At 65.1% G+C, this 19,013-nt stretch carries 20 protein-coding genes; 13 read left to right on the top strand and 7 right to left on the bottom strand.

The features are described 5' to 3' along the window. Positions 1 to 84 precede the first annotated feature (84 nt). From SCD90_RS07730 to uraD, 3 genes are read left to right on the top strand one after another with little or no spacing between them, the layout of a single operon-like run. A complete protein-coding gene (locus SCD90_RS07730) occupies positions 85 to 858 on the top strand; it encodes a maleate cis-trans isomerase family protein (protein WP_319844072.1) in 774 nt (257 codons plus the stop codon). 6 nt (positions 859 to 864) lie between these two features. Beyond that, the gene (locus SCD90_RS07735; RefSeq protein WP_319844073.1) at positions 865 to 1,614 is read left to right on the top strand and encodes a GntR family transcriptional regulator; all 750 of its coding nucleotides are present in this window, start codon (positions 865 to 867) and stop codon (positions 1,612 to 1,614) included. Beyond that, on the top strand, positions 1,611 to 2,147 hold the full coding sequence (gene uraD / locus SCD90_RS07740; RefSeq protein ID WP_319844074.1) for a 2-oxo-4-hydroxy-4-carboxy-5-ureidoimidazoline decarboxylase: 537 nt from the start codon (positions 1,611 to 1,613) through the stop codon (positions 2,145 to 2,147). Before SCD90_RS07735 ends, uraD begins: the two co-directional genes overlap by 4 nt. A 48-nt stretch (positions 2,148 to 2,195) precedes the next feature. Here uraD and SCD90_RS07745 read toward each other — a convergent pair whose 3' ends face one another. Both SCD90_RS07745 and SCD90_RS07750 read right to left on the bottom strand, forming a co-directional pair. Continuing rightward, positions 2,196 to 3,029 carry a fumarylacetoacetate hydrolase family protein gene (locus SCD90_RS07745; RefSeq protein WP_319844075.1) on the bottom strand — a complete coding sequence of 278 codons (834 nt, stop codon included), beginning with the start codon at positions 3,027 to 3,029 and terminating at the stop codon, positions 2,196 to 2,198. Between the two features lie 133 nt (positions 3,030 to 3,162). Continuing rightward, positions 3,163 to 3,978, bottom strand: a complete 816-nt coding sequence (locus tag SCD90_RS07750; RefSeq protein ID WP_319844076.1) for a transglutaminase-like domain-containing protein — start codon at positions 3,976 to 3,978, stop codon at positions 3,163 to 3,165. Positions 3,979 to 4,345: 367 nt separating this feature from the next. Between SCD90_RS07750 and SCD90_RS07755 the strand changes: the two genes are divergently transcribed. After that, positions 4,346 to 5,146, top strand: a complete 801-nt coding sequence (locus tag SCD90_RS07755; protein ID WP_319844077.1) for a CbbQ/NirQ/NorQ/GpvN family protein — start codon at positions 4,346 to 4,348, stop codon at positions 5,144 to 5,146. A 1-nt stretch (position 5,147) separates the two neighbouring features. Then, positions 5,148 to 7,439 (top strand): nitric oxide reductase activation protein NorD, encoded by a 2,292-nt coding sequence (locus SCD90_RS07760; RefSeq protein ID WP_319844078.1) that lies wholly within the window; start codon positions 5,148 to 5,150, stop codon positions 7,437 to 7,439. Between the two features lie 37 nt (positions 7,440 to 7,476). Here SCD90_RS07760 and SCD90_RS07765 read toward each other — a convergent pair whose 3' ends face one another. From SCD90_RS07765 to SCD90_RS07785, 5 genes are all read right to left on the bottom strand, one after another. Continuing rightward, positions 7,477 to 8,514 carry an aliphatic amidase gene (locus SCD90_RS07765; protein ID WP_319844079.1) on the bottom strand — a complete coding sequence of 346 codons (1,038 nt, stop codon included), beginning with the start codon at positions 8,512 to 8,514 and terminating at the stop codon, positions 7,477 to 7,479. A gap of 225 nt (positions 8,515 to 8,739) precedes the next feature. Continuing rightward, positions 8,740 to 9,348, bottom strand: a complete 609-nt coding sequence (locus SCD90_RS07770; protein WP_319844080.1) for an ANTAR domain-containing response regulator — start codon at positions 9,346 to 9,348, stop codon at positions 8,740 to 8,742. Between the two features lie 10 nt (positions 9,349 to 9,358). Then, the gene (locus SCD90_RS07775; RefSeq protein ID WP_319844081.1) at positions 9,359 to 10,513 is read right to left on the bottom strand and encodes a transporter substrate-binding domain-containing protein; all 1,155 of its coding nucleotides are present in this window, start codon (positions 10,511 to 10,513) and stop codon (positions 9,359 to 9,361) included. After that, positions 10,510 to 10,779: a hypothetical protein gene (locus tag SCD90_RS07780; protein WP_319844082.1), complete on the bottom strand. Its 270-nt coding sequence runs from the start codon at positions 10,777 to 10,779 to the stop codon at positions 10,510 to 10,512. The genes SCD90_RS07775 and SCD90_RS07780 overlap by 4 nt, the downstream gene beginning before the upstream one ends. Continuing rightward, a complete protein-coding gene (locus SCD90_RS07785; protein WP_319844083.1) occupies positions 10,766 to 11,650 on the bottom strand; it encodes a LysR family transcriptional regulator in 885 nt (294 codons plus the stop codon). Before SCD90_RS07785 ends, SCD90_RS07780 begins: the two co-directional genes overlap by 14 nt. Positions 11,651 to 11,801: 151 nt before the next feature. On the opposite strand from SCD90_RS07785, the gene SCD90_RS07790 reads away from it, so the two are divergent. From SCD90_RS07790 to argE, 8 genes are all read left to right on the top strand, one after another. After that, positions 11,802 to 12,215: a RidA family protein gene (locus SCD90_RS07790; protein WP_319844139.1), complete on the top strand. Its 414-nt coding sequence runs from the start codon at positions 11,802 to 11,804 to the stop codon at positions 12,213 to 12,215. Positions 12,216 to 12,274: 59 nt separating this feature from the next. Further along, positions 12,275 to 13,060, top strand: a complete 786-nt coding sequence (locus SCD90_RS07795; RefSeq protein WP_319844084.1) for a transporter substrate-binding domain-containing protein — start codon at positions 12,275 to 12,277, stop codon at positions 13,058 to 13,060. Positions 13,061 to 13,101: 41 nt separating this feature from the next. Continuing rightward, entirely contained in the window at positions 13,102 to 14,475 is a 1,374-nt protein-coding gene (locus SCD90_RS07800; RefSeq protein WP_319844085.1) for an MmgE/PrpD family protein, read from the top strand. A gap of 27 nt (positions 14,476 to 14,502) precedes the next feature. Beyond that, on the top strand, positions 14,503 to 15,183 hold the full coding sequence (locus tag SCD90_RS07805) for an amino acid ABC transporter permease (RefSeq protein WP_319844086.1): 681 nt from the start codon (positions 14,503 to 14,505) through the stop codon (positions 15,181 to 15,183). Then, on the top strand, positions 15,180 to 15,824 hold the full coding sequence (locus SCD90_RS07810; protein WP_319844087.1) for an amino acid ABC transporter permease: 645 nt from the start codon (positions 15,180 to 15,182) through the stop codon (positions 15,822 to 15,824). The genes SCD90_RS07805 and SCD90_RS07810 overlap by 4 nt, the downstream gene beginning before the upstream one ends. An 81-nt stretch (positions 15,825 to 15,905) precedes the next feature. Beyond that, positions 15,906 to 16,700 carry an amino acid ABC transporter ATP-binding protein gene (locus SCD90_RS07815; protein ID WP_425265656.1) on the top strand — a complete coding sequence of 265 codons (795 nt, stop codon included), beginning with the start codon at positions 15,906 to 15,908 and terminating at the stop codon, positions 16,698 to 16,700. Between the two features lie 103 nt (positions 16,701 to 16,803). Continuing rightward, positions 16,804 to 17,766: an agmatinase gene (locus SCD90_RS07820; protein WP_319844088.1), complete on the top strand. Its 963-nt coding sequence runs from the start codon at positions 16,804 to 16,806 to the stop codon at positions 17,764 to 17,766. Between the two features lie 70 nt (positions 17,767 to 17,836). After that, positions 17,837 to 18,958: an acetylornithine deacetylase gene (gene argE / locus SCD90_RS07825; RefSeq protein ID WP_319844089.1), complete on the top strand. Its 1,122-nt coding sequence runs from the start codon at positions 17,837 to 17,839 to the stop codon at positions 18,956 to 18,958. The last annotated feature ends 55 nt before the right edge of the window (positions 18,959 to 19,013 follow it).

Consider the following 19,013-nt stretch of genomic DNA (forward strand, 5'->3'; position numbering starts at 1 on the left):
CAGGACACAAGGCGCGGGCGCATAAAGCTGATCAGACGATCATCGATCCATCACATGAATCTCTTCTAAGCAGAGACATTTTGAATGCAAAACAGCGAGAATCGGGCGCGCGGCGTCATCGCCATGCTCACGCCGTCGTCCAACACGGTGGTGGAGCCCTTCACCAGCGCCATGGCCTGGCCGCTCTTCCCGGACGTCAGCGTCCACTTCGGCCGCTTCCAGGTCACGAAGATCGCGCTCGATGCCCACTCGAACCAGCAGTTCGCCCTTGAGCCGATCCTTCAGGCAGCGGATCTGCTCGCCGATGCCCGGCCGGACGTCATCGCCTGGAACGGGACTTCGGCAAGCTGGCTGGGGTTCGAGACCGACCGGCGCCTTTGCGCCGCGATCACCGAACGCACCGGGATCCCGGCGACGAGCGCGATCCTTGGCCTGAACGAGCTGCTGCAGGAAACCGGCGTCCGCCGGCTCGGTCTCGTGACCCCCTATACCGAGGACGTTCAGCGCAAGATCATCGCGAACTACCAGGCCATCGGCATCGAGACAGTTGCGGAGCGGCACAGCGGCCGGTCGGACAACCACTCCTTCGCAGAGGTGTCCGAAGCGGAGATCGAGACCATGTGCCTGGAAGTCGGCGCAGCGAAGCCGGACGCCATCGCCATTGTCTGCACCAATATGCGGGGGCCGCTGATCGCGCCGGCGCTGGAGCAGCGTCTTGGCATCCCGGTCCTCGACTCCGTGGCCTTCACGCTCTGGGCTTGCCTGAGGAAGCTCGGCATCCCGATGGAGCCGCTTGCGCAGTACGGCCGCATGTTCTCCATACCGGGAGGGGATGCCGCGCCGCGCGTCCGGGACTGACAAGCCATGGAACGCCTTCCGACCACGGATACATCGGACGCCACCGGTTTCGACGACGAAAGGTCGGCGGCCACGCTGCACGACATCGTGGTGCCCCAGCTACGGGCGATTCTCCTGGACGGCGAATTACCCGCCGGCGCCCGCATACCCGAAGCGGAGCTATGCGCCCGGTTCGGTGTGTCGCGCACCCCCCTGCGCGAAGCCCTCAAGGTCATGGCGGCCGAGGGCTTCGTCACCCTTCGCCCCAACAGGGGGGCGGTGGTGGCGCCGGTGGACCGGGGCGCACTTGGGCCGATCTTCGAGACCAAGGGTGCGCTGGAACGCCTGATCGGGCTTCTGGCCGGTGAAAGGGCGAGCGATTCCGACGTGGCGGAGCTCGATGCCCTGCATGCGGCGCTCGGCGCGGCCCTTCAGCGAGACGATCACGCAGCCTATACCCGTCTGAATTTCTCGTTCCACCAGAGGCTTGCGCAGGCGGCGGGAAATCCGGTGCTGGCGCAAAGCTATGAGGCGCTCCAGCACAAGATCTGGCGCTATCGCTTCGCGGTGAACGAGGTGACCGACCGGCTCGCCGAATCCTACCGCGAGCACGAGCGCATCATGATCGCCCTGCGGGCGCGGACCCGGCTCGACCTCGCGGAGCGTCTGGAAGACCACAACAGGCTCACGGGGGAAGCGATGGCGCGTGCGCTCGCCCGCATCTCGGCGGCAGAGGCGCCACAAGGCCGGCGCCGCAAGACGAAGAGGGAGGCATGAGCGTTTCTGATGGGCGCCGTATGTCCCTGACAGAACTGAACGCCTTGCCGGGCGACGAACTGGTGCGGCGGCTCGGCTCCGTGTTCGAGCACTCGCCGTGGGTGGCCGAAGGAGCAGGTGCCGCACGTCCTTTTGCCGACTTCGACGCGGCCCATGCTGCGATGATGAGTGTGGTGCTGGCCCGTTCTGTGGACGACCAGATCGCATTCTTGCGCGCCCATCCCAGGCTCGCCTCGCGCAGCAGGCGCGAGGCCGCCTTGGCAGTGGAATCGCAGGCCGAGCAAAAGGCTGCCGGCCTCGATGGGGTGGAAGAGGAGAAGGGCGAGCTGCTCGACCTCCTGAACCGGCAGTATGAAGAGCGGTTCGGGTTCCCGTTCATCATCGCCGCGCGCGAGAACACCATCGACAGTATCATCGAGGCCTTGCGGCGGCGCATGACGGCAAGCCGCGACGAAGAGATTGCGGAGGCGCTTCGCCAGATCGCCACGATCACCCGATGGCGCCTCGGTGATCTTCTGGAAACGGAGCGGTGACCGAGGTAACCGAGGCTGGCCGGCTGGCAGCCGGCCAGCCGCATCGCGTCAGCCGATCACCCGCTGGCATTGTTCCCCGAGCCCGGCAACGCCGAGCCGCACAATATCACCGGGCTTCAGCCAGGCATCCGGCCTGCCCAAGGCAACACCCGACGGCGTGCCGGTGGCGATAATGTCACCGGGAACGAGGGTCATGTAGCGGCTCGCATAGGAGATCAGGGCCGCCACGCCGAAGATCATCTGCGCGGTGGAGCTCGATTGCATCCGCTGTCCGTTCACCTCAAGCCAAAGCTCCAGATCCTGCGGGTCCTCCACCTCGTCGCGCGTGACAAGCCACGGGCCGGTGGGGCCGAACGTGTCGCAGCCCTTGCCCTTGTCCCATTGGGCGGACTGCATCTGGAAAGCGCGTTCGGAGACGTCGTTCAGCACGCAATAACCCGCCACATGGTCGAGGGCGTCGTCCTCCGCGACGTTTCGGGCCGTGGTGCCGATGACGACGCCGAGTTCCACCTCCCAGTCCAGCTTCTCTCCGCCGACCGGCATCAGGGTGTCGTCGTTCGGCCCGCAGATTGCGCTGGGAGCCTTGAGAAAGATGATCGGCTCGCTCGGCACGGCCAGACCCGCTTCGCGGGCGTGATCGCGATAGTTCAGGCCGATGCCGACATATTTCTGTGTTCCCGTGAAGGGAACGCCGAGGCGGGGAGATCCGACGACGACGGGCAGACTTGCCGGATCCACCTGACGCAGAGCGGCGAGCCCGGCGGCTGAGAGGGTGCCGGGTGTGATGTCCTCCAGGATGCCGGAAAGATCCCGAACGGCCCCTTCGGCGTCGATCAACCCCGGCTTCTCAAGGCCAGCCTCGCCGAACCTGCAGATCTTCATCGCTTCATCCTGTGCTGTGCCGCATCTGCCTTCGCGAGGCAGGCGTCAAGCGGCGCGGGTCGCCGGGAGTCTCGCGGCAATGCGCTCATGTTGCAAGGAAGCGAGGCTGGTTCGCGGAGCGCAGCCGCGCCTTTCACATGGCATCCGCCGCTTCCTCCGTGGTGACGCGAAACTCCACCAGCGCGTTCGGCCCGAAGGTCAGGGTCAGTGGGACATCGGCGGCGTCCCTGCCATATGCCATCAGGATGCGTCCGATCCGGGGATCGTTATTCCGCGGGTCGAACATGTGCCATGCACCGTCCAGGAACACCTCTATCCAGGCGGCGAAGTCACCAGGTGCGTGGGGCAGGGGTAGGCCGATATCGCTGACATATCCCGTGCAATAGCGGGCCGGGATGTTGAGGCACCGGCAGAAGGTCAGCGCCAGATGCGCGAAATCGCGGCAGACCCCGATCTTTTCATCAAATGCTTCGGCTGCCGTCCTGGTGGGACGTGAGTGCGCGTAGCCAAAAGTGATGTGGTCATGCACGAAGTCGCAGATCGCCTGCACCCGAGCCCAGCCGGGAGGCGTGTTGGCGAACAGGGTCCATGCCGTGTCCGACAGGCGATCCGTCTCGCAGTAGCGGCTGCCCAGAAGGTAGAGCAGGGTATCGGTCGGAAGCCTTTCGACCGATACCTGTTCGGCATTGGGACTGGTGGGATCCCAGGTTCCGGAATCGCGGACCACAGTTTCCGTGCGGAGCGTGAAGCGACCGGCAGGTGCCGTCATGCGCGTGCACCAATTGCCGAAGATGTCGCGATAGCCCTCAAGAGGAACGGACGGAGTGGTGACGATATAGTCCGGCCGCTCAAGGTCGGAGAACCGGGATGCATGCACATTGAGCATCGCGATCATCGGCGTGGCCTGCGTGAACTCGTAGGTCATCTCGCAGCCGACTAAAATACGCATCTTTTCCCCGATCGTCGAAAGAAGTTCATTCGGCCTTGCAGCCGCTCGCGCGAGGACCAGCCTTCCGCGTGAGAGGGTCGCCGCCAGCCCTCTGCGACTGGATCCTGACCCGGCGAGCGGTTCTACGGCTTCGCCGGAACCCGGTCGTCATCAAGGCTGGTGTCGACACTACCACAGAAGCCGGCTGCTCAGGGTAGTGGAGCGCCGGGCCCGGCAGGCTTGACGGCGGCGGGGAATAAGGCGGAACTTACGGGAAATGACGGCGCGCCGAGGATGTCGCGCCGTCCCGAGGATTGGCAAGGACGCCATCGGCCCGCAAGGGCCGGGCGTCCTTTTGCGTTTCTGCCTGCTGCGATGGGTGCGCGTGATGAACCTTGACGACTACCGCATAGCTGATGAGCCCTTCTACCGGCCCGTCGCGGACGAGATCGCCCTGTTCGAGGCAGCTTACGGCGATCGTCTGCCCGTGATGCTGAAGGGGCCGACCGGCTGCGGCAAGACGCGCTTCGTGGAGCATATGGCGTGGCGGCTCGGTCGCCCGCTCATCACGGTCGCCTGCCACGAGGACATGACGGCATCGGACCTCGCGGGCCGCTTCCTGCTCTCGCCCGAGGGCACGGTCTGGCACGACGGCCCCCTGACCACCGCCGTGCGGCACGGGGCCATCTGCTATCTCGACGAGATCGTGGAGGCGCGGCAGGACACCACGGTCGTCATCCACCCGCTGACCGATGCCCGCCGCGTCCTGCCGCTCGACAAGCACAACGAGGTCATCCAGGCGCACTCGGATTTCGCGCTGACCATCTCCTACAATCCCGGCTACCAGAGCGCCGTGAAGGATCTCAAGGAGAGCACCAAGCAGCGTTTCGTCGCCATCGAGTTCAGCTATCCCGAAAGGGACGTGGAGGCCGCCATCGTGGCGCGCGAGGCGGGTGTCGAAAGCGGGCTGGCCGATGTGCTGGTGGCGATCGGCGCGCGCTCGCGGAACCTGCGCGGGCAGGGGCTCGATGAAGGCGCCTCCACACGCATGCTGATCCATGCCGGGCGGCTGGTGCGGGCGGGCATGCCCATCGAGACCGCCACACGCTCGGCCATCGTGCTGCCCATCACCGATGACGCCGATATGCGTGAGGCCCTGTCGGGTGCCGTCGCGGCATGCATCGCCTGATATGACGCTGGCGGCGCCTGTTCTGCGCTCCTCGTCGGATATGCCCGAACTGAGGCGGATGGTGGCACAGCGCGCCGGCCTCCCGCCTCTGCTGGACCGTATCGAGGACGTGTTCGCACGCCAGGCCGATGCCGCGGCACTTGGCGCGTGGACTTCGGCCTCGCTGCGGCTGCTGAACGTCAATGCCGGCACGGCCTGCCTCGGCGCATACTGGCGCGCCTGTCTGGAGTGCGCCGGGCGCGTGCCGGTCGCCCAGCTTGCCGAGGCCGGCGTGCTGCTGGCGGAGATCTGTCGGGAGGCGGGCGCGAAGCCGGCGCAGGCGGCTGCCGAGCGTTTGCCGGCCGCCGCGCTTCTGGTGCCCGGCAGCCTTGCGCTCTGGCTTCCCGGGCTGGTGAAGCTGGCCCGCGTCGCACCCGGCGCGATCAGCCCCATCGTGGAGAACACCGCCGCAATCCTGGATGGTACCGGAGCGCAGGGCTTCGACGATTTCATCGCCGCCGGGCTGCGCGCCAGCGGACGGGACGCCCGGAAACAGATCGCCTTCTTCAGCCTTGCGGACCCGCGTGCCCGTCACCTCATCGCCCGCGCCGGTGGTGCGAAGGCGTTTTCCGACGTCGAGCGCGGGGTGAAGGCCTATGCCACGGCCCTCTGGGGCGGCGTGCCGGATTTGCGAGGCGTGCCGGCGGACGACGGGCCTCCCATGCGGCGCAGCAATCTCGCAGGCCACGTCATCCGCCTGCCGGAGATTTATCCCGGGGTCAGCGCGGAGGATGCTCCCGCTGTGTACCGCGCGGCAGTGGCCCATGCCGGTGCGCACATCGCCTTCGGAGGTCCGCGCTTCCCGGTGGGCAAGTACAAGCCGCTGGCCATCGCGCTGATCTCGGTCATTGAGGATGCCCGCGTGGAGACGCTGGCCATCCGATCCATGCCCGGTCTGTGCCGCCTCTGGCTGCCGTTTCACACCGCGCGCGCGGCCGACGGCATGTCCAACGCAGCAAGCCTGATGGCGCGCCTTGCCCGCGCGCTCATCGATCCCGCCTATGACGACGGTGATTACTGGGTGGCGAAGGGCCGCCGCCTTTTCGCGGAAGCGGCGCCGCGCATGAACGATCCCGCAATCAGCCACGAACTTGGGCAAATCCTCGGCCGCGATCTTGGCCAGATGCGCATCGGACTCAATGCAGTCGATCACGTGGTCGAGCCCGTCTATCGCGACGACACGCTTGGTCTGTGGGACTTTGGCGACCGTGCCGATGCCCCGCCCACCGAGATCGATCTTCCTGTCGATGCCTCGCGCCGGGATCAGCGCGAGGAAGAGCTTGGCCCGGAAAACCGCGATGCGCCGCCTGAGCGGCAGGATGTCGGCCGTGCCCGCACGGCACCGGCAGGCGACCGGGCGCCCGTCATCGCGATATATCCGGAGTGGGACCGCGCGGCGGGGCTGGAGCGCCCGGACTGGACGTCGGTGCGCGAAGTCGAGACCGCCGCCGCGAATTGCCGTGCCTTCGATACCGAACTGGAGCGTGCGGCACCCCTGCGGGCGAATATCCTGCGGCTGGTGAAGGCGGCCAAGCTTGGCCGTCCCACCCGCCTGCGCCGCCAGGCTGAGGGGCCGGAGCTCGACCTCGATGCCGCGCTGGACGCCGCGATCCTTCTGCGCGGAAAACTGATGCCAGACGAGCGCGTGTTCCGCACCAGCGCCCAGCTCACGCGTGACCTCGGTGTTCTCATCCTTGTCGATGTATCGCGCTCGACAGGGGACCGTACCCCGTCCGGACAGTCGGTTCTGGATGTGGAGCGGCTCGCCGTCGGGCTGTTGTCGGAAGCGCTGGAGGCGCTGGGTGACCCCTTCGCGGTGCGGGCCTTCACGTCATCCGGGCGCGACGATGTGCGCGTGATGCGGCTGAAGGACTTCGGCACCCGCTACGATGCCGCCGCGCGCGCCCGTCTGGCCGGCCTGACGCCCGGCCTCTCGACGCGGCTGGGCGCCGCCATCCGCCATGCGGGGGCTGAGATGACCGCTCTGCGCACCCATCGCAAGCTCGTCCTCGTGCTGACCGACGGCGAACCTTCCGACGTGGACGTGCCGGACCCGCTCGACCTGGTGGCCGATGCGCGCCACGCCATTCTCGGGCTGAAGTCTGCCGGCGTGGATGTGTTCGGCGTCACGCTCGGTGGCGCGGAAGGAGCGGGCGATGCCGTGTTTGGCCGTGCCCGCCACATGCCGGTGCGCCGCATCGCCGACCTGCCGGCGCGGCTGTCCGACCTCTACTTCCGGCTGGCGCGGCGATAGGGGAGCGGCGCGGGATCGCTCCCGCGCCGCCTCATCCTCATCGGTGGCTGGTCGACTCGTTCGGAATGCCGTCGATCGGGCATTCCTCGGTGCCCACGGTCTTGCGGGTGAAGCTTTCCACCATCTCGCGGGTGCCCTCGGGATCGTTGATCCACTTCTGGTAGAAGTCGTAGGGGCAGGCCACCTGGCCCTTGTCGCCGTCCCCGGAGTTGATCATGCCGGTGTAGCCGCGGTGGACCAGCTTGAAGAGGTGGTTCTCGGACTGCATGTTCTTGCGGGCGTCGCGGATCAGCGAGGTCGAGAGCTGGGCATAGTTCACGCCCATCTCCTCCTCGCCGCATTCGCCCAGCGTGCGGCCGTCGAAGCCGATGATCGCGGAATGGCCAAAGTAGGAATAGACGCCGTCGAAGCCGGTGGCGTTGGCCACGGCCACATAGGAGTTGTTGGCGAAGGCCATGGCTTTCGACATGATGATCTGCTGCTCCTTGGCCGGGTACATGTAGCCCTGGCAGCGGACGATGAGCTCGGCGCCTTTCATGGCGCAGTCGCGCCAGATCTCCGGGTAGTTGCCGTCGTCGCAGATGATGAGGCTGATCTTGAGGCCCTTGGGGCCTTCCGAGACATAGGTGCAATTGCCGGGATACCAGCCCTCGATGGGCACCCACGGCATGATCTTGCGGTACTTCTGGACGATCTCACCCTTGTCGTTCATCAGGATGAGGGTGTTGTAGGGCGCCTTGTGGGGGTGCTCCTCGTGGCGTTCGCCCGTCAGCGAGAACACGCCCCAGCACTTTGTCTCGCGGCAGGCTTCCGCGAAGACCTCGGTCTCGTCACCGGGAATGGTGGAGGCCGTCTCATACATCTCGCCCGCATCGTACATGATGCCGTGGGTCGAGTATTCCGGGAAGATGCACAGGTCCATGCCCGGCAGGCCGCGCTTCATGCCCTTCATCATCTTGGCGATGTTCTTGGCGTTCGCAAGAACTTCCGCCCTCGTATGCAGGCTTGGCATCTTGTAGTTGACGACCGCGACGCCGACTGTGTCCTTGCTGGACGAAACGTCTCCGTGAAACATGCTTGTCCTCGTCTCTTCTCAGGCGTTGAAGACATGGAACAGCGGTCATGGCCCACCATGCGCAGCGGCATGGATTGGGCGGGATCACCGTCCCGATGGTTTGGAAAAGGGCAGACCGCTCTGTCGCCGGAAACGTGCACGCGCCGGAGCGCGGGTCGGGCCAACAACTCTGGTGGGCCGACGCCCGCCGCATGCAAGTGCACGCGGCTTGAGCATGGCTAAAGCCTAATCATTTTTCGGGCGGCCGTTCAACAGCTCATATGCGTTGATGATCGACGCGGCCATGTCCTCGATGGAGACGCGCTTGGTCATGGCCTGACGGCGGATGGTGGCGTAGGCCTCATCCTCGCTCAGGCCCTGGCTCGTCATCAGGATGGTCTTGGCCTTCTGCGTCTTCTGCATGCCCGCGATCTTGCGCTCCAACTGGCGGATCCGCTTCTCGGCCTCGGCGCGCTTCAGCCACAGGCTGCGGGCGAGGATCAGGCTCGTCAGCACGCCGAAAGGGCGTACCGGCCGCTCCACGACAGCCTGCGCGCCGCTCTCGATCACCATCTGCAGCGTGCGCGGATCCTCATAGGACACGATGGCGATGAGTGTCGGACCACCTGCATCGTGGCTCTTCAGCAGTCTTTCCACCGCAAGCCGGTTGTCCGCGTCGATGGCGAGCAGGGCCACGTCCGTGCCCGGCGCAAAGCTGGAGGGAAGCGGCCATTGCGCCTCGGCCGCGCAGCCGATCCGGCGCAGGTGATCGACAAGTCCGACACCGTCCTCGTCGGGCGGGTGGATGACGGCCACTTTGAGGCCCCGCAACTCCTTGAGGATCTCGAGTGCCACCGCGGAGCCCCTAGGTTGCCGGCAAGGCGTCGGCGGACCAGTCGTTGAGCGTCTGGACCACGCAATAGGGGTCGGGTTTCACGCGCACGCCGGGGTCCCACACCACCCGGAAGCGCCCGGCGGCGTCGACCTTCGCGACCCGCGGCCAGAGATGCGTATGGTTGTTCTCGCCGCTGATGCGGATTCGGCCCTGCGGCGCGGGGAAATCGCGATCGCGGAGTTGCGGCAGCAGCGCCTGCGGATCGTCGCTGCCGGCGCGGAGCAGCGCGTCGGCCGCGACATGCACCTGGAGATATGCGGCTTCTGCGGCTGCGGGTACTGGAGCCTCTGCGCCGTGCCGCGCCTTGAATGCGGAGACGAAGGCCTGCGCGGCCGGGCTGGTCAAGGTTTCGAAGAACGGCGCGGCGGTGATGTGCCCTTCCGCAGAGGCTGCGCCCATGTCGGCGACTTCCGCCTCGCCGGTCGTCAGGCTGGCGATCGGCATGGCGGCGGGATCGAAGCCGGCATCGCGGTGGGCGCGATAGAGCAGGGTGGTCGGCGCCCCGACGACGGTCGAGAACACGGCGTCGGGAGCGGTGTCGCGCATGCGCTGCACGGCGCGCTCGAAGTGGCGGGCGGTTGCGTCCACCGGCACATAGATCTCGTCCACCACCGTGCCGCCCGCGCCGGTCACCAGATCGGTCATGATGCGGTTCGACTCGTAGGGATAGACGTAGTTCGAGCCGATCAGGAGCAGCCGCCGCCGCCCGGTGTCGAGCAGGTAGCGGGCAAGCTGCAGGGCGTTCTGGTTCGGTGCCGCGCCGGTGTAGATGCAGGACGCCGAGAACTCGAACCCCTCGTACAACGTGGGGTAGAACAGCAGCCCATGGTGCTGCTCCACGACCGGCAGGACGAGCTTGCGCGCGCTCGACATGTAGCAGCCGAAAATCAGGCGGACGCCGTCTCGCGTCAGGAGCTGTTCGGCCAGCGCGCGAAAGCGCTTGGGGTCCGATCCCGGATCGCGAACGACGGCTTCCACGGAACGGCCGAGCACGCCGCCCGCAGCATTGATCTCATCGACGGCAAGCAAGGTCGCGCGCAGCTGCGCCGTTTCGACTCCGGCCGTCACGCCCGTGCTGGAAAACAGCACGCCGATCCGCCACGGCCCGTCCGATCGAACGCTCATGGTTGCAGCACGATCAGGTTGGGTTCTGCGGCGGCAAAGGCGCCGTTCTCGATGCCGAAGATATGTTTCAGGTGTTTGCTCACGATGCTTGGATAAGATGGAGTACGCTGAACAGAGCCATCATTTCCGAAAATCGATGCCTGCACCACGGCAGGACCGCAACCCCCTTCATCGGTGGGGCGATCGTCAAGCGGCGCCGCTTCTACATCCTCTTCCGATACCGCCCTGGAAGCCGTTAACCGTGCCGAAGTCTCAGGAAACTTCACTGAAAGGATGAAGCTTCTTCAGTATTCGGATGAACGCGTTGGTTCGCTGGGTGAGGGGGCGCGAGGTTGAAAAGATCGCGCATCCCGTATGTTCGTAGACCGGCCCTTTTGAATCGATCATGATATCGAACCTCTTGCTGATCGAGTCGCCGTAATGGGTGGGCAGTAAGCCCTGGTAGAAACCTGTTGCGACCATTGCCGCGACAGAGTCCAGGCCCATTACGCTGGGGCCGCGATAGTAACGGCCCGATTGTATCGCACGCTCCACGTAGGGATGCTGCCTGTAGACCAGAGGCAGCTTGGTGGTATCTGCATCCTTCAGGCCCGCCTTGACGTATATTTTGTGGGTTTCGCGGTACAACGGTATGTGGAAGACGTTGCGGTCATCCGGATACCGCCCTCTGATGACGAGATCGACCCGACCGTCGTTCAAGGACTGCCGAAGTTCAGCAAAAGTCATCACCAGCACCTGCGGCTCCACTCCGGGAGCCAGACGCCTGATCTCCGTCAGCGCCTCGGGCAGCTTGCAGTCGGGATGGGTGAGCGTGTGTTCCCCAATCCCGATAGCCAATTTCCCCGACAGGACACCGTGAACGGCGTCGATCTCGGGCCGAATTCGCCCTAGAGCCTGGAAGGCTGCCGATGCCAGGTCGAGGGCCACGACGCCTTCCGGCGTCAGGCTAAAACCGCCTGGTCCCCGTTCACAGAGCCTTACCCCCAGCCTCTTCTCGACGTCGCGGACGTGGCGGCTGATCGAGGGCTTGGACATCGCGAGCTTTTTCTCGGCGGCCGTAAAGCCTCCAGCCTCCGCGACAGCGCAGAACACGCGGAGCGAGCGAAGATCACGTTCATCGAAGTCGAGCTTGAGCATGGCCTAAAGGTATCAAAAAACGAAACCTCCGTGGCAAAAAAAGCGCTTTTCGGAAGTTTGAACCTTCCGTAACATTTTTGGAGCAGCGAGCTAATAGCGGGCCTCGGCAAGCACTGGATCGCTCATGACGTCTGCCCCCAGGATCGGTGACATGGCCCATACGAGAATACGCAAGTTCAACACCAAGGAAACGTATCCGGAGCAGAGCATCGACAACGATCTCTGCCAGGCTGTTATTGCGCGTGGGACGACGGTCTATTTGCGTGGCCAGATCGGTCAGAATCTTGATACGTCGGAGTGCGTCTGCATCGGCGACGTGGCCGGCCAGACCGAGCAGGCGATGCAGAACATCGACATGCTGCTGAAGGAATGCGGCAGCCAGCTCGACCACATCTGCAAGCTGACGATCTACATTTCCGATCCCCGCTATCGCGAGGACGTCTACCGCGTCGTCGGCCGTTGGCTGAAGGGCGTGTACCCCGTCTCCACGGGCATCGTCGTCACGGCCTTCGCTCGCACGGAGTACCTGGTCGAGGTCGACGCAACGGCGGTGATCCCCGACTAGGCCGCTTAATTCACGGTGCAGTTCCAGCAGATCCATCAGACAACGACGAGGATGCAGTCATGAAAGCACGTCTTCTTTTCGCCGCGGCCATTGGGCTTATGACCTCGTTCGCGGCAGCTGCTCCCGCTCTGGCGGATGCGCTGGACACCATCACCAGCCGCAACACCATTCGCGTCGCGGTGCCGACGGATTATCCGCCCTTCGGATCCGTCGGCCCGGACATGCAGCCGCGCGGCATGGACATCGATGTCGCCAAGCTGATCGCCGACAAGCTCGGCGTGAAGCTCGAGCTGGTGCCGGTGACGGCGCCGAACCGCGTCGCCTACCTGCAGTCCGGCAAGACCGACCTGACGATCTCCTCGCTCGGCAAGACCGAGGAACGCGCCAAGGTCATCGACTTCAGCATCGCTTATTCGCCGTTCTTCGACGCCGTGTTCGGCAAGAAGGAGCCGCCGGTGAAGGAGCATTCGGACCTCGGCGGCAAGACGATCGCCGTGACCCGCGGCTCGATGCAGGATCAGGAACTGCAGACCCTTGCGCCCGCTGCCAAGATCCAGCGGTTCGAGGACAACAACAGCACCATCGCGTCATTCATGTCGGGCCAGGCGGAGATGTTCGCATCGGGCACCGCAGTCGCGGCCGCCATCAAGCAGCGCAACCCGAACCTCGATCTGGAACTGAAGATCGTTCTGGCGAACGCGCCTTGCTATGTCGGCGTGGTGAAGGGCGAGACCAGGCTGCTGGCGAAGGTGAACGAGATCATCCGCGAGGCGAAGGCCAGCAACGAGATCGACCGCTTGTCCCGCAAGTGGCTGGGCGCACCTGCCGGCGATCTTCCCGAGTAACGTCGCGGCAGGTCCTGCGTGGAAGATACAGGCAATCAGCGATGAAGCACGATGTGCAGGACGGGTCGGCGGCGTTGTCGGAATGGGCAGGAAATCTGGCCCATGACGACGTTCCCGCCCGCATCCGGGAGATCGTAAAGGCCTGCGTGATCGACACGTTGGGTGTCGCCGTGGCCGGTGCCGGCACCAATGTCGCCGGCACCGCCCGAAGCTATGTCGAACGGGCGGGACGTCCCGGCCCAGCCGACGTGCTGGGATCGGGCGCCAAGCTGTCCGCCGCCCCTGCGGCATTCTGCAATGCCGTGGCGGCCCACGCGCTGGACTTCGACGACAATTGCTATGCCGGCTTCGTGCATGGCTCGGCCGTCATCATTCCAGCCGCTCTGGCGCTGGCCCAGGAACTGGACGCCACCGGCGCCGACCTCATCACGGCGATCACCGTCGGGGCGGAGTGCGAATACGCCGTCGGCGCCGCAGCAGGGCTCGACCTTTACCAGAAGGGCTGGTGGACGACCGGCCTGCTCGGACCCATCGGTGCTGGCGTTGCAGCCGGCTATCTTCTCAAGATGTCGCCTGCGCAGATGCGCTCCTGCATCGGCCTCGTCACAGTGGGAGCGGGCGGAAGCAAGGCCTGCTTCGGCACCGACGCCAAGGCGCTGCACGCGGGCGGAGCCGCCGAAGCCGGCGTGAAATGGGCCTGCCTCGCTGCGGCGGGTGCAACCGGCCCCGGCAATGTATTCTCGCACCCGACCGGCTTTGCCGCCCTTCACACCGAAGGCGTCTTCGACGAGACCGCCTTCCGCGATCTGGGCCGCGCCTGGCGGCTCGAGCATCCCGGCATCGACGTCAAGAAGTACCCGATATGCCTGTCCTCGCATGCGGCCGTCGATGCCGTGGCCGCCATCGTCAGGCGCGAAGGACTGTCGGCGGACGACATCGAGTCCGTGTTGTGCGACGTGCCCCCCGTGGTGGTGGCGAATCTGAAGCACTCTCGGCCGGCAACGTCGCGGGAAGCTCAGTTCAGCATGGAGTTCGCCATCGCGGCGACGATCTGCTGCGGCGCGCCGGGCCTCGACCAACTCGGCGACGAGGTGGTCAACAGCGCGTCTCTGCGCGCGATGATGGAGCGCGTGCGCATGGTCAGCGGGCCGATGTGGGACGCCGAGAGATGTGCCGCGGCACCTGAAGGCGCCGCCGTGGCTGTGCTGACCCGCGATGGGCGCGCTCACACCGACTATCTCTCGCATGCGGTTGGCGCCGCGGCCAATCCGCTGACGCCGGAAGGTCTGCGTGCCAAGTTCATGGCGTGCGCGGAGCCTTCGCTTGGAAGCGACGGCGCCCGGAGGCTGCTGGACTCCCTGGACGCAGTGGATGCGGACAAGCCGGTCCGCGATCTCCTGACCCGTGTCACCTGACATGCCGAACGCTGGGATGATCCGCCCATGACCCTAGCCGCGTTTCAGGACGTGTTTGCCGCCTGGCCGAGCCTGCTGAACGGCCTGATGATGACCGTGACCCTCACGCTCATCTCGTCCTTCCTCGGCGTAGGTCTCGGCACCTTGTGCGCATGGGGAAGCCTGCGTGCGCCCAGATGGCTGCGCTGGATCATCCGGTCCTATGTCGAGTTCTTCCGGAACACACCGTTCCTCGGCCAGATCTTCTTCGTCTTCTTCGGCCTGCCGACTCTCGGCCTGCGGATGGACAGCTTCACGGCGGCCATCGTGGCGCTGACAATCAACCTGACCGCCTATGCCTGCGAGATCATCCGTGCCGGCATCGAGGCGACGCCTCGCGGACAGTATGAGGCGGCGGGCGCCTTGGGCCTGAAGCCGGCGCACGCCTTCTTCCTCGTCATCATACCGCCGGCCTTCCAGCGCGTCTGGCCGGCCATGACCAGCCAGCTGGTCATCATCCTTCTCGCTTCGGCGCTCTGCAGCCAGATCTCCGTGGCCGAGCTTTCCTATGCGGCGAACGTCATCGCCAGCCGCACGTTCAGGAACTTCGAAGCCTATATCGTCGTGACGATCCTCTATCTCTTCCTGGCCATCCTGTTCCGCGAAATGCTGGTCTGGATGGGCCGTCGTTTCCTGTTCGGGAACTTTGCAGCGGCGGGCCGGGCATGAACGACTTCACGACATGGGACGTGTTCCGGAACCTGCTCTATGCCGTTCCGTGGACGATCTATCTTTCGCTGATCGCGTTCGCGGGCGGCGCAAGCGTCAGCCTCCTTCTGCTGGTTCTCCGGCTGTTCTTCCCGCGTTTCGCCGCCGGGCCGATCCGGGTCTATGTGCAGGTGTTCCAGGGAACGCCGCTGCTCATGCAGCTCTTCCTTGTCTATTTCGGCCTGGCGCTTGTCGGCTTCCAGACATCGCCGCTCGTGGCTGCCAGCCTGTGCCTGTCCGTCTACAGCAGCGCCTATCTCACGGAGACCTGGTATGGCTGCGTTCTGGCCGTGCCTCGCGGCCAGTGGGAGGCCTCGTCGAGCGTCGGCCTTCACCGCTGGCATCAGTTGCGGCTGGTCATCCTGCCGCAGGCGTTGAGGCTTTCGGTGCCGCCGACGATCGGCCTCATGGTGCAGATCGTCAAGAACACCTCGCTGGCAAGCATTGTCGGCTTCGTCGAACTGACACGGGCCAGCCAGGTCATCGCCAATGCGACGTTCCAGCCCTTCGTCGCCTACGGCGCGGTGGCGCTCATCTACTTCGTGATCTGTTTCTCGATTTCGCTGGGCGGCCGCTGGCTCGAGCGCAGGCTGGTGGTTTGACCGTGCCGACATTGCGCGTGGCGTGCCACGCTTCACCATCGTCCGGGTTCATGCCCGCCACAGGAAGGCTCTAGTCTGAAGATGCCACATCCTTCTCCATCCCTGCCGGGCACAGAACGCCAGCTTTCTTCCGAGGACGCTCGGGAGATCATCGAACTCGTCGACGTCAACAAGTGGTACGGCGATTTCCACGTCCTGCGCGACATCAACCTCAGCGTCAGGCGCGGTGAGCGTATCGTGGTGTGCGGACCGTCAGGCTCGGGCAAGTCGACGATGATCCGCTGCATCAACAGGCTCGAAGAGCACCAGAAGGGCCGGATCGTCGTCGATGGCACCGAACTGACTGGAGACACCAAGAACATCGATGTCGTGCGGCGCGAAGTCGGCATGGTGTTCCAGCACTTCAACCTGTTCCCGCATCTCACCATTCTCGAGAACTGCACGCTTGCGCCGATCTGGGTGCGCAAGATGAAGAAGAAGGAAGCGGAAGAGATCGCGATGCACTATCTCACCCGCGTCAAGATCCCCGAGCAGGCGAACAAATATCCCAGCCAGATCTCGGGCGGTCAGCAGCAGCGCGTGGCCATTGCTCGCTCGCTCTGCATGAACCCGAAGGTCATGCTCTTCGACGAGCCCACCTCGGCGCTCGACCCGGAGATGATCAAGGAAGTCCTCGACGTCATGGTCGGCCTCGCGGAAGAGGGCATGACGATGATCTGCGTGTCGCACGAGATGGGCTTTGCCCGTCAGGTGGCCGACCAGGTGATCTTCATGGATGCCGGTCAGATCGTGGAGCGGGCGCCGCCGGAAGAGTTCTTCCGCAATCCGCAGCATGAACGCACCAAGCTGTTCCTGTCCCAGGTGCTCGGCCACTGACGAGCCTTGAAGCTCGCATCACAGCCGAAGGCCCTCTCAACTCTCCGAAACCGCAGTCGGCGTTCGCGCGCGACGAAATCCGCACTTGTTCAAGGAGGCAAAGATGCCACTGACGATCCCCGCCAGGCCCGAACACACGACGTTCCTGTACTCGGAGCCGTGCGCGGACCTGGACACCATCAACGCGGACATCGCGTTCCTCGGCATTCCCTATGGCGAGTCCTACACCTTCGCCGACATCGCCAATGACCAGAGCCGTGGAGCGCTTGCGATGCGCCGGGCCACCGACCGCATCCTTCGCTCCATCGAACGCTACGACTTCGACGTGGGCGGCCCGCTCTACGACAACCGGCCGATCCGTGCGGTCGATTGTGGCGACGTCTATGCCGATCCGCGCGAGCTGAAGAGCCACATTCCGCGGGCCGAGGCGGCGGTGCGCAAGATCGTGGCATCCGGTGCCATGCCCATCGTGCTTGGCGGCGATCATTCGATCCCCATTCCGATCATCCAGGCACTGGACGATCAGGGCCCGATCACGCTCATCCAGATCGACCAGCATCTCGACTGGCGGGAGGAGGTGAACGGGGTGACGCACGGGCTGTCCAGCCCCATCCGCCGCGCATCGGAAATGAGCCATGTCGGCGAGATCTTCCAGATCGGCCTCCACGCGAGCGGCAGCGGCCGTCAGGAGGAGTTCGATGCGGCGAAGGCCTATGGTGCGCACCTGATCTCGGCCTACGATCTCCATGAACGCGGCATCCAGCATGTGCTGGACATGATCCCGGACGGCGGCCGCTACTACATCACGGTCGATCTCGATGCGTTCGAGCCGGGCATCGCGCCGGGCGTCGCGGCGCCGTGTGCCGGCGGGATGACCTTCATGCAGGCCCGCAGCCTCATCCATGGGCTGGTGAAGAAGGGGCGCGTGCTGGGAATGGACGTCGTCGAAATCACGCCGGCGACCGACGTTAACCAAATTACCTGTATCACGGCAGGACGGCTGATCGTGAACCTGATCGGCGCCGCTGTGCGCGCCGACTATTTCGAGGGCAAGGCGGCACGATAGCAGAGCCGCCGTCCGGGAGGGGCGACGTCTTGTTCGTCCCCTTCATCTTCGACTTTGGGGAAGCTTGCAGATGAACGTGGTCCAGATCCTGGAACGCCTGATTGGCTTTCCCTCTGTTGTCGGAACGCCAAATGGCGAAATCCTGGACTGGATTGTCGGGTACCTTGCAAGCCATGGGGTCGCGGCTTCGGTGCTGCCGGGGCCCGAAGGCGACCGTGCCAATCTGTTCGCCACGATCGGGCCGGCTGAGCGCCCGGGCTACATCCTCTCAGGCCATGTGGACGTCGTTCCAGCCGGCGAAGAGGGCTGGCTTTCCGACCCGTTCCAGCTACGGCAGGACGGCGGGACGCTGTACGGGCGCGGCACGTCGGACATGAAGGGCTTCCTGGCAGCGGTTCTCGCCAGCGTCCCCGCTTTGCGCGCACAGCGGCTGGAGCGGCCCATCCACCTCGCCTTCTCCTATGACGAGGAGGCGGGCTGCCGCGGCGTGCCTCATCTCATCCGCCACCTGCCGGAGCTTTGCGCACCGCCCCTCGGCGCGCTCATCGGCGAGCCGACCGGAATGAGGGGCGTGCGCGCCCACAAGGGCAAGGCGGCGGCGCGCGTTGTCGTGCACGGCCAGTCGGGTCATTCGGCGCGTCCCGACCAGGCGGCCAACGCGATCCACGCGATGGTGCAGGTGCTCTCGCGTGCCGTTGCGACTGCGGAAAGCCTCGCCGAAGGGCCTTTCGATCCAGTCTTCGAGCCGCCTTACTCGTCCATGCAGATCGGCACCTTGAGGGGAGGGCAGGCGCTCAACATCGTCCCGGACCTCTGCGTGGCCGAGATCGAGGCCCGCGCCATTCCCGGCATCGATCCGGCATCGCTTCTTGAGCAGGTTCGTGCTGTCGCGGATGCCCTCAGAACGGACAAGATCGACGTGACCTGGGAGCCCTTGAGCGATTACCCCGCGCTGTCGCTTCCGTCCGACGCTCCGCTCGCGACCCTCATAGAGCAACTCACGGGTCTGCCGACGCTTGGTGCCGTCAGCTTCGGGACGGAGGCGGGGCTCTACCAGAAGGCCGGCCTACCCTCGATCATCTGCGGACCCGGAGATATCGGGCGAGCGCACAAGCCGAACGAATTCGTCTATGTCGATGAACTCGCGGCGTGTCAGAAATTGATCGAGTCGATGGGTGCGGCACTTGCCTGATGAACAATCCAAAGCTGCTCGTCGGATGATCCGGACCAGCCGGTCCTCGCCTGTA

Source organism: Terrihabitans rhizophilus, from assembly GCF_033898525.1.
In the GTDB taxonomy this organism is placed as follows: Bacteria; Pseudomonadota; Alphaproteobacteria; order Rhizobiales; family Methylopilaceae; genus Flaviflagellibacter; species Flaviflagellibacter rhizophilus.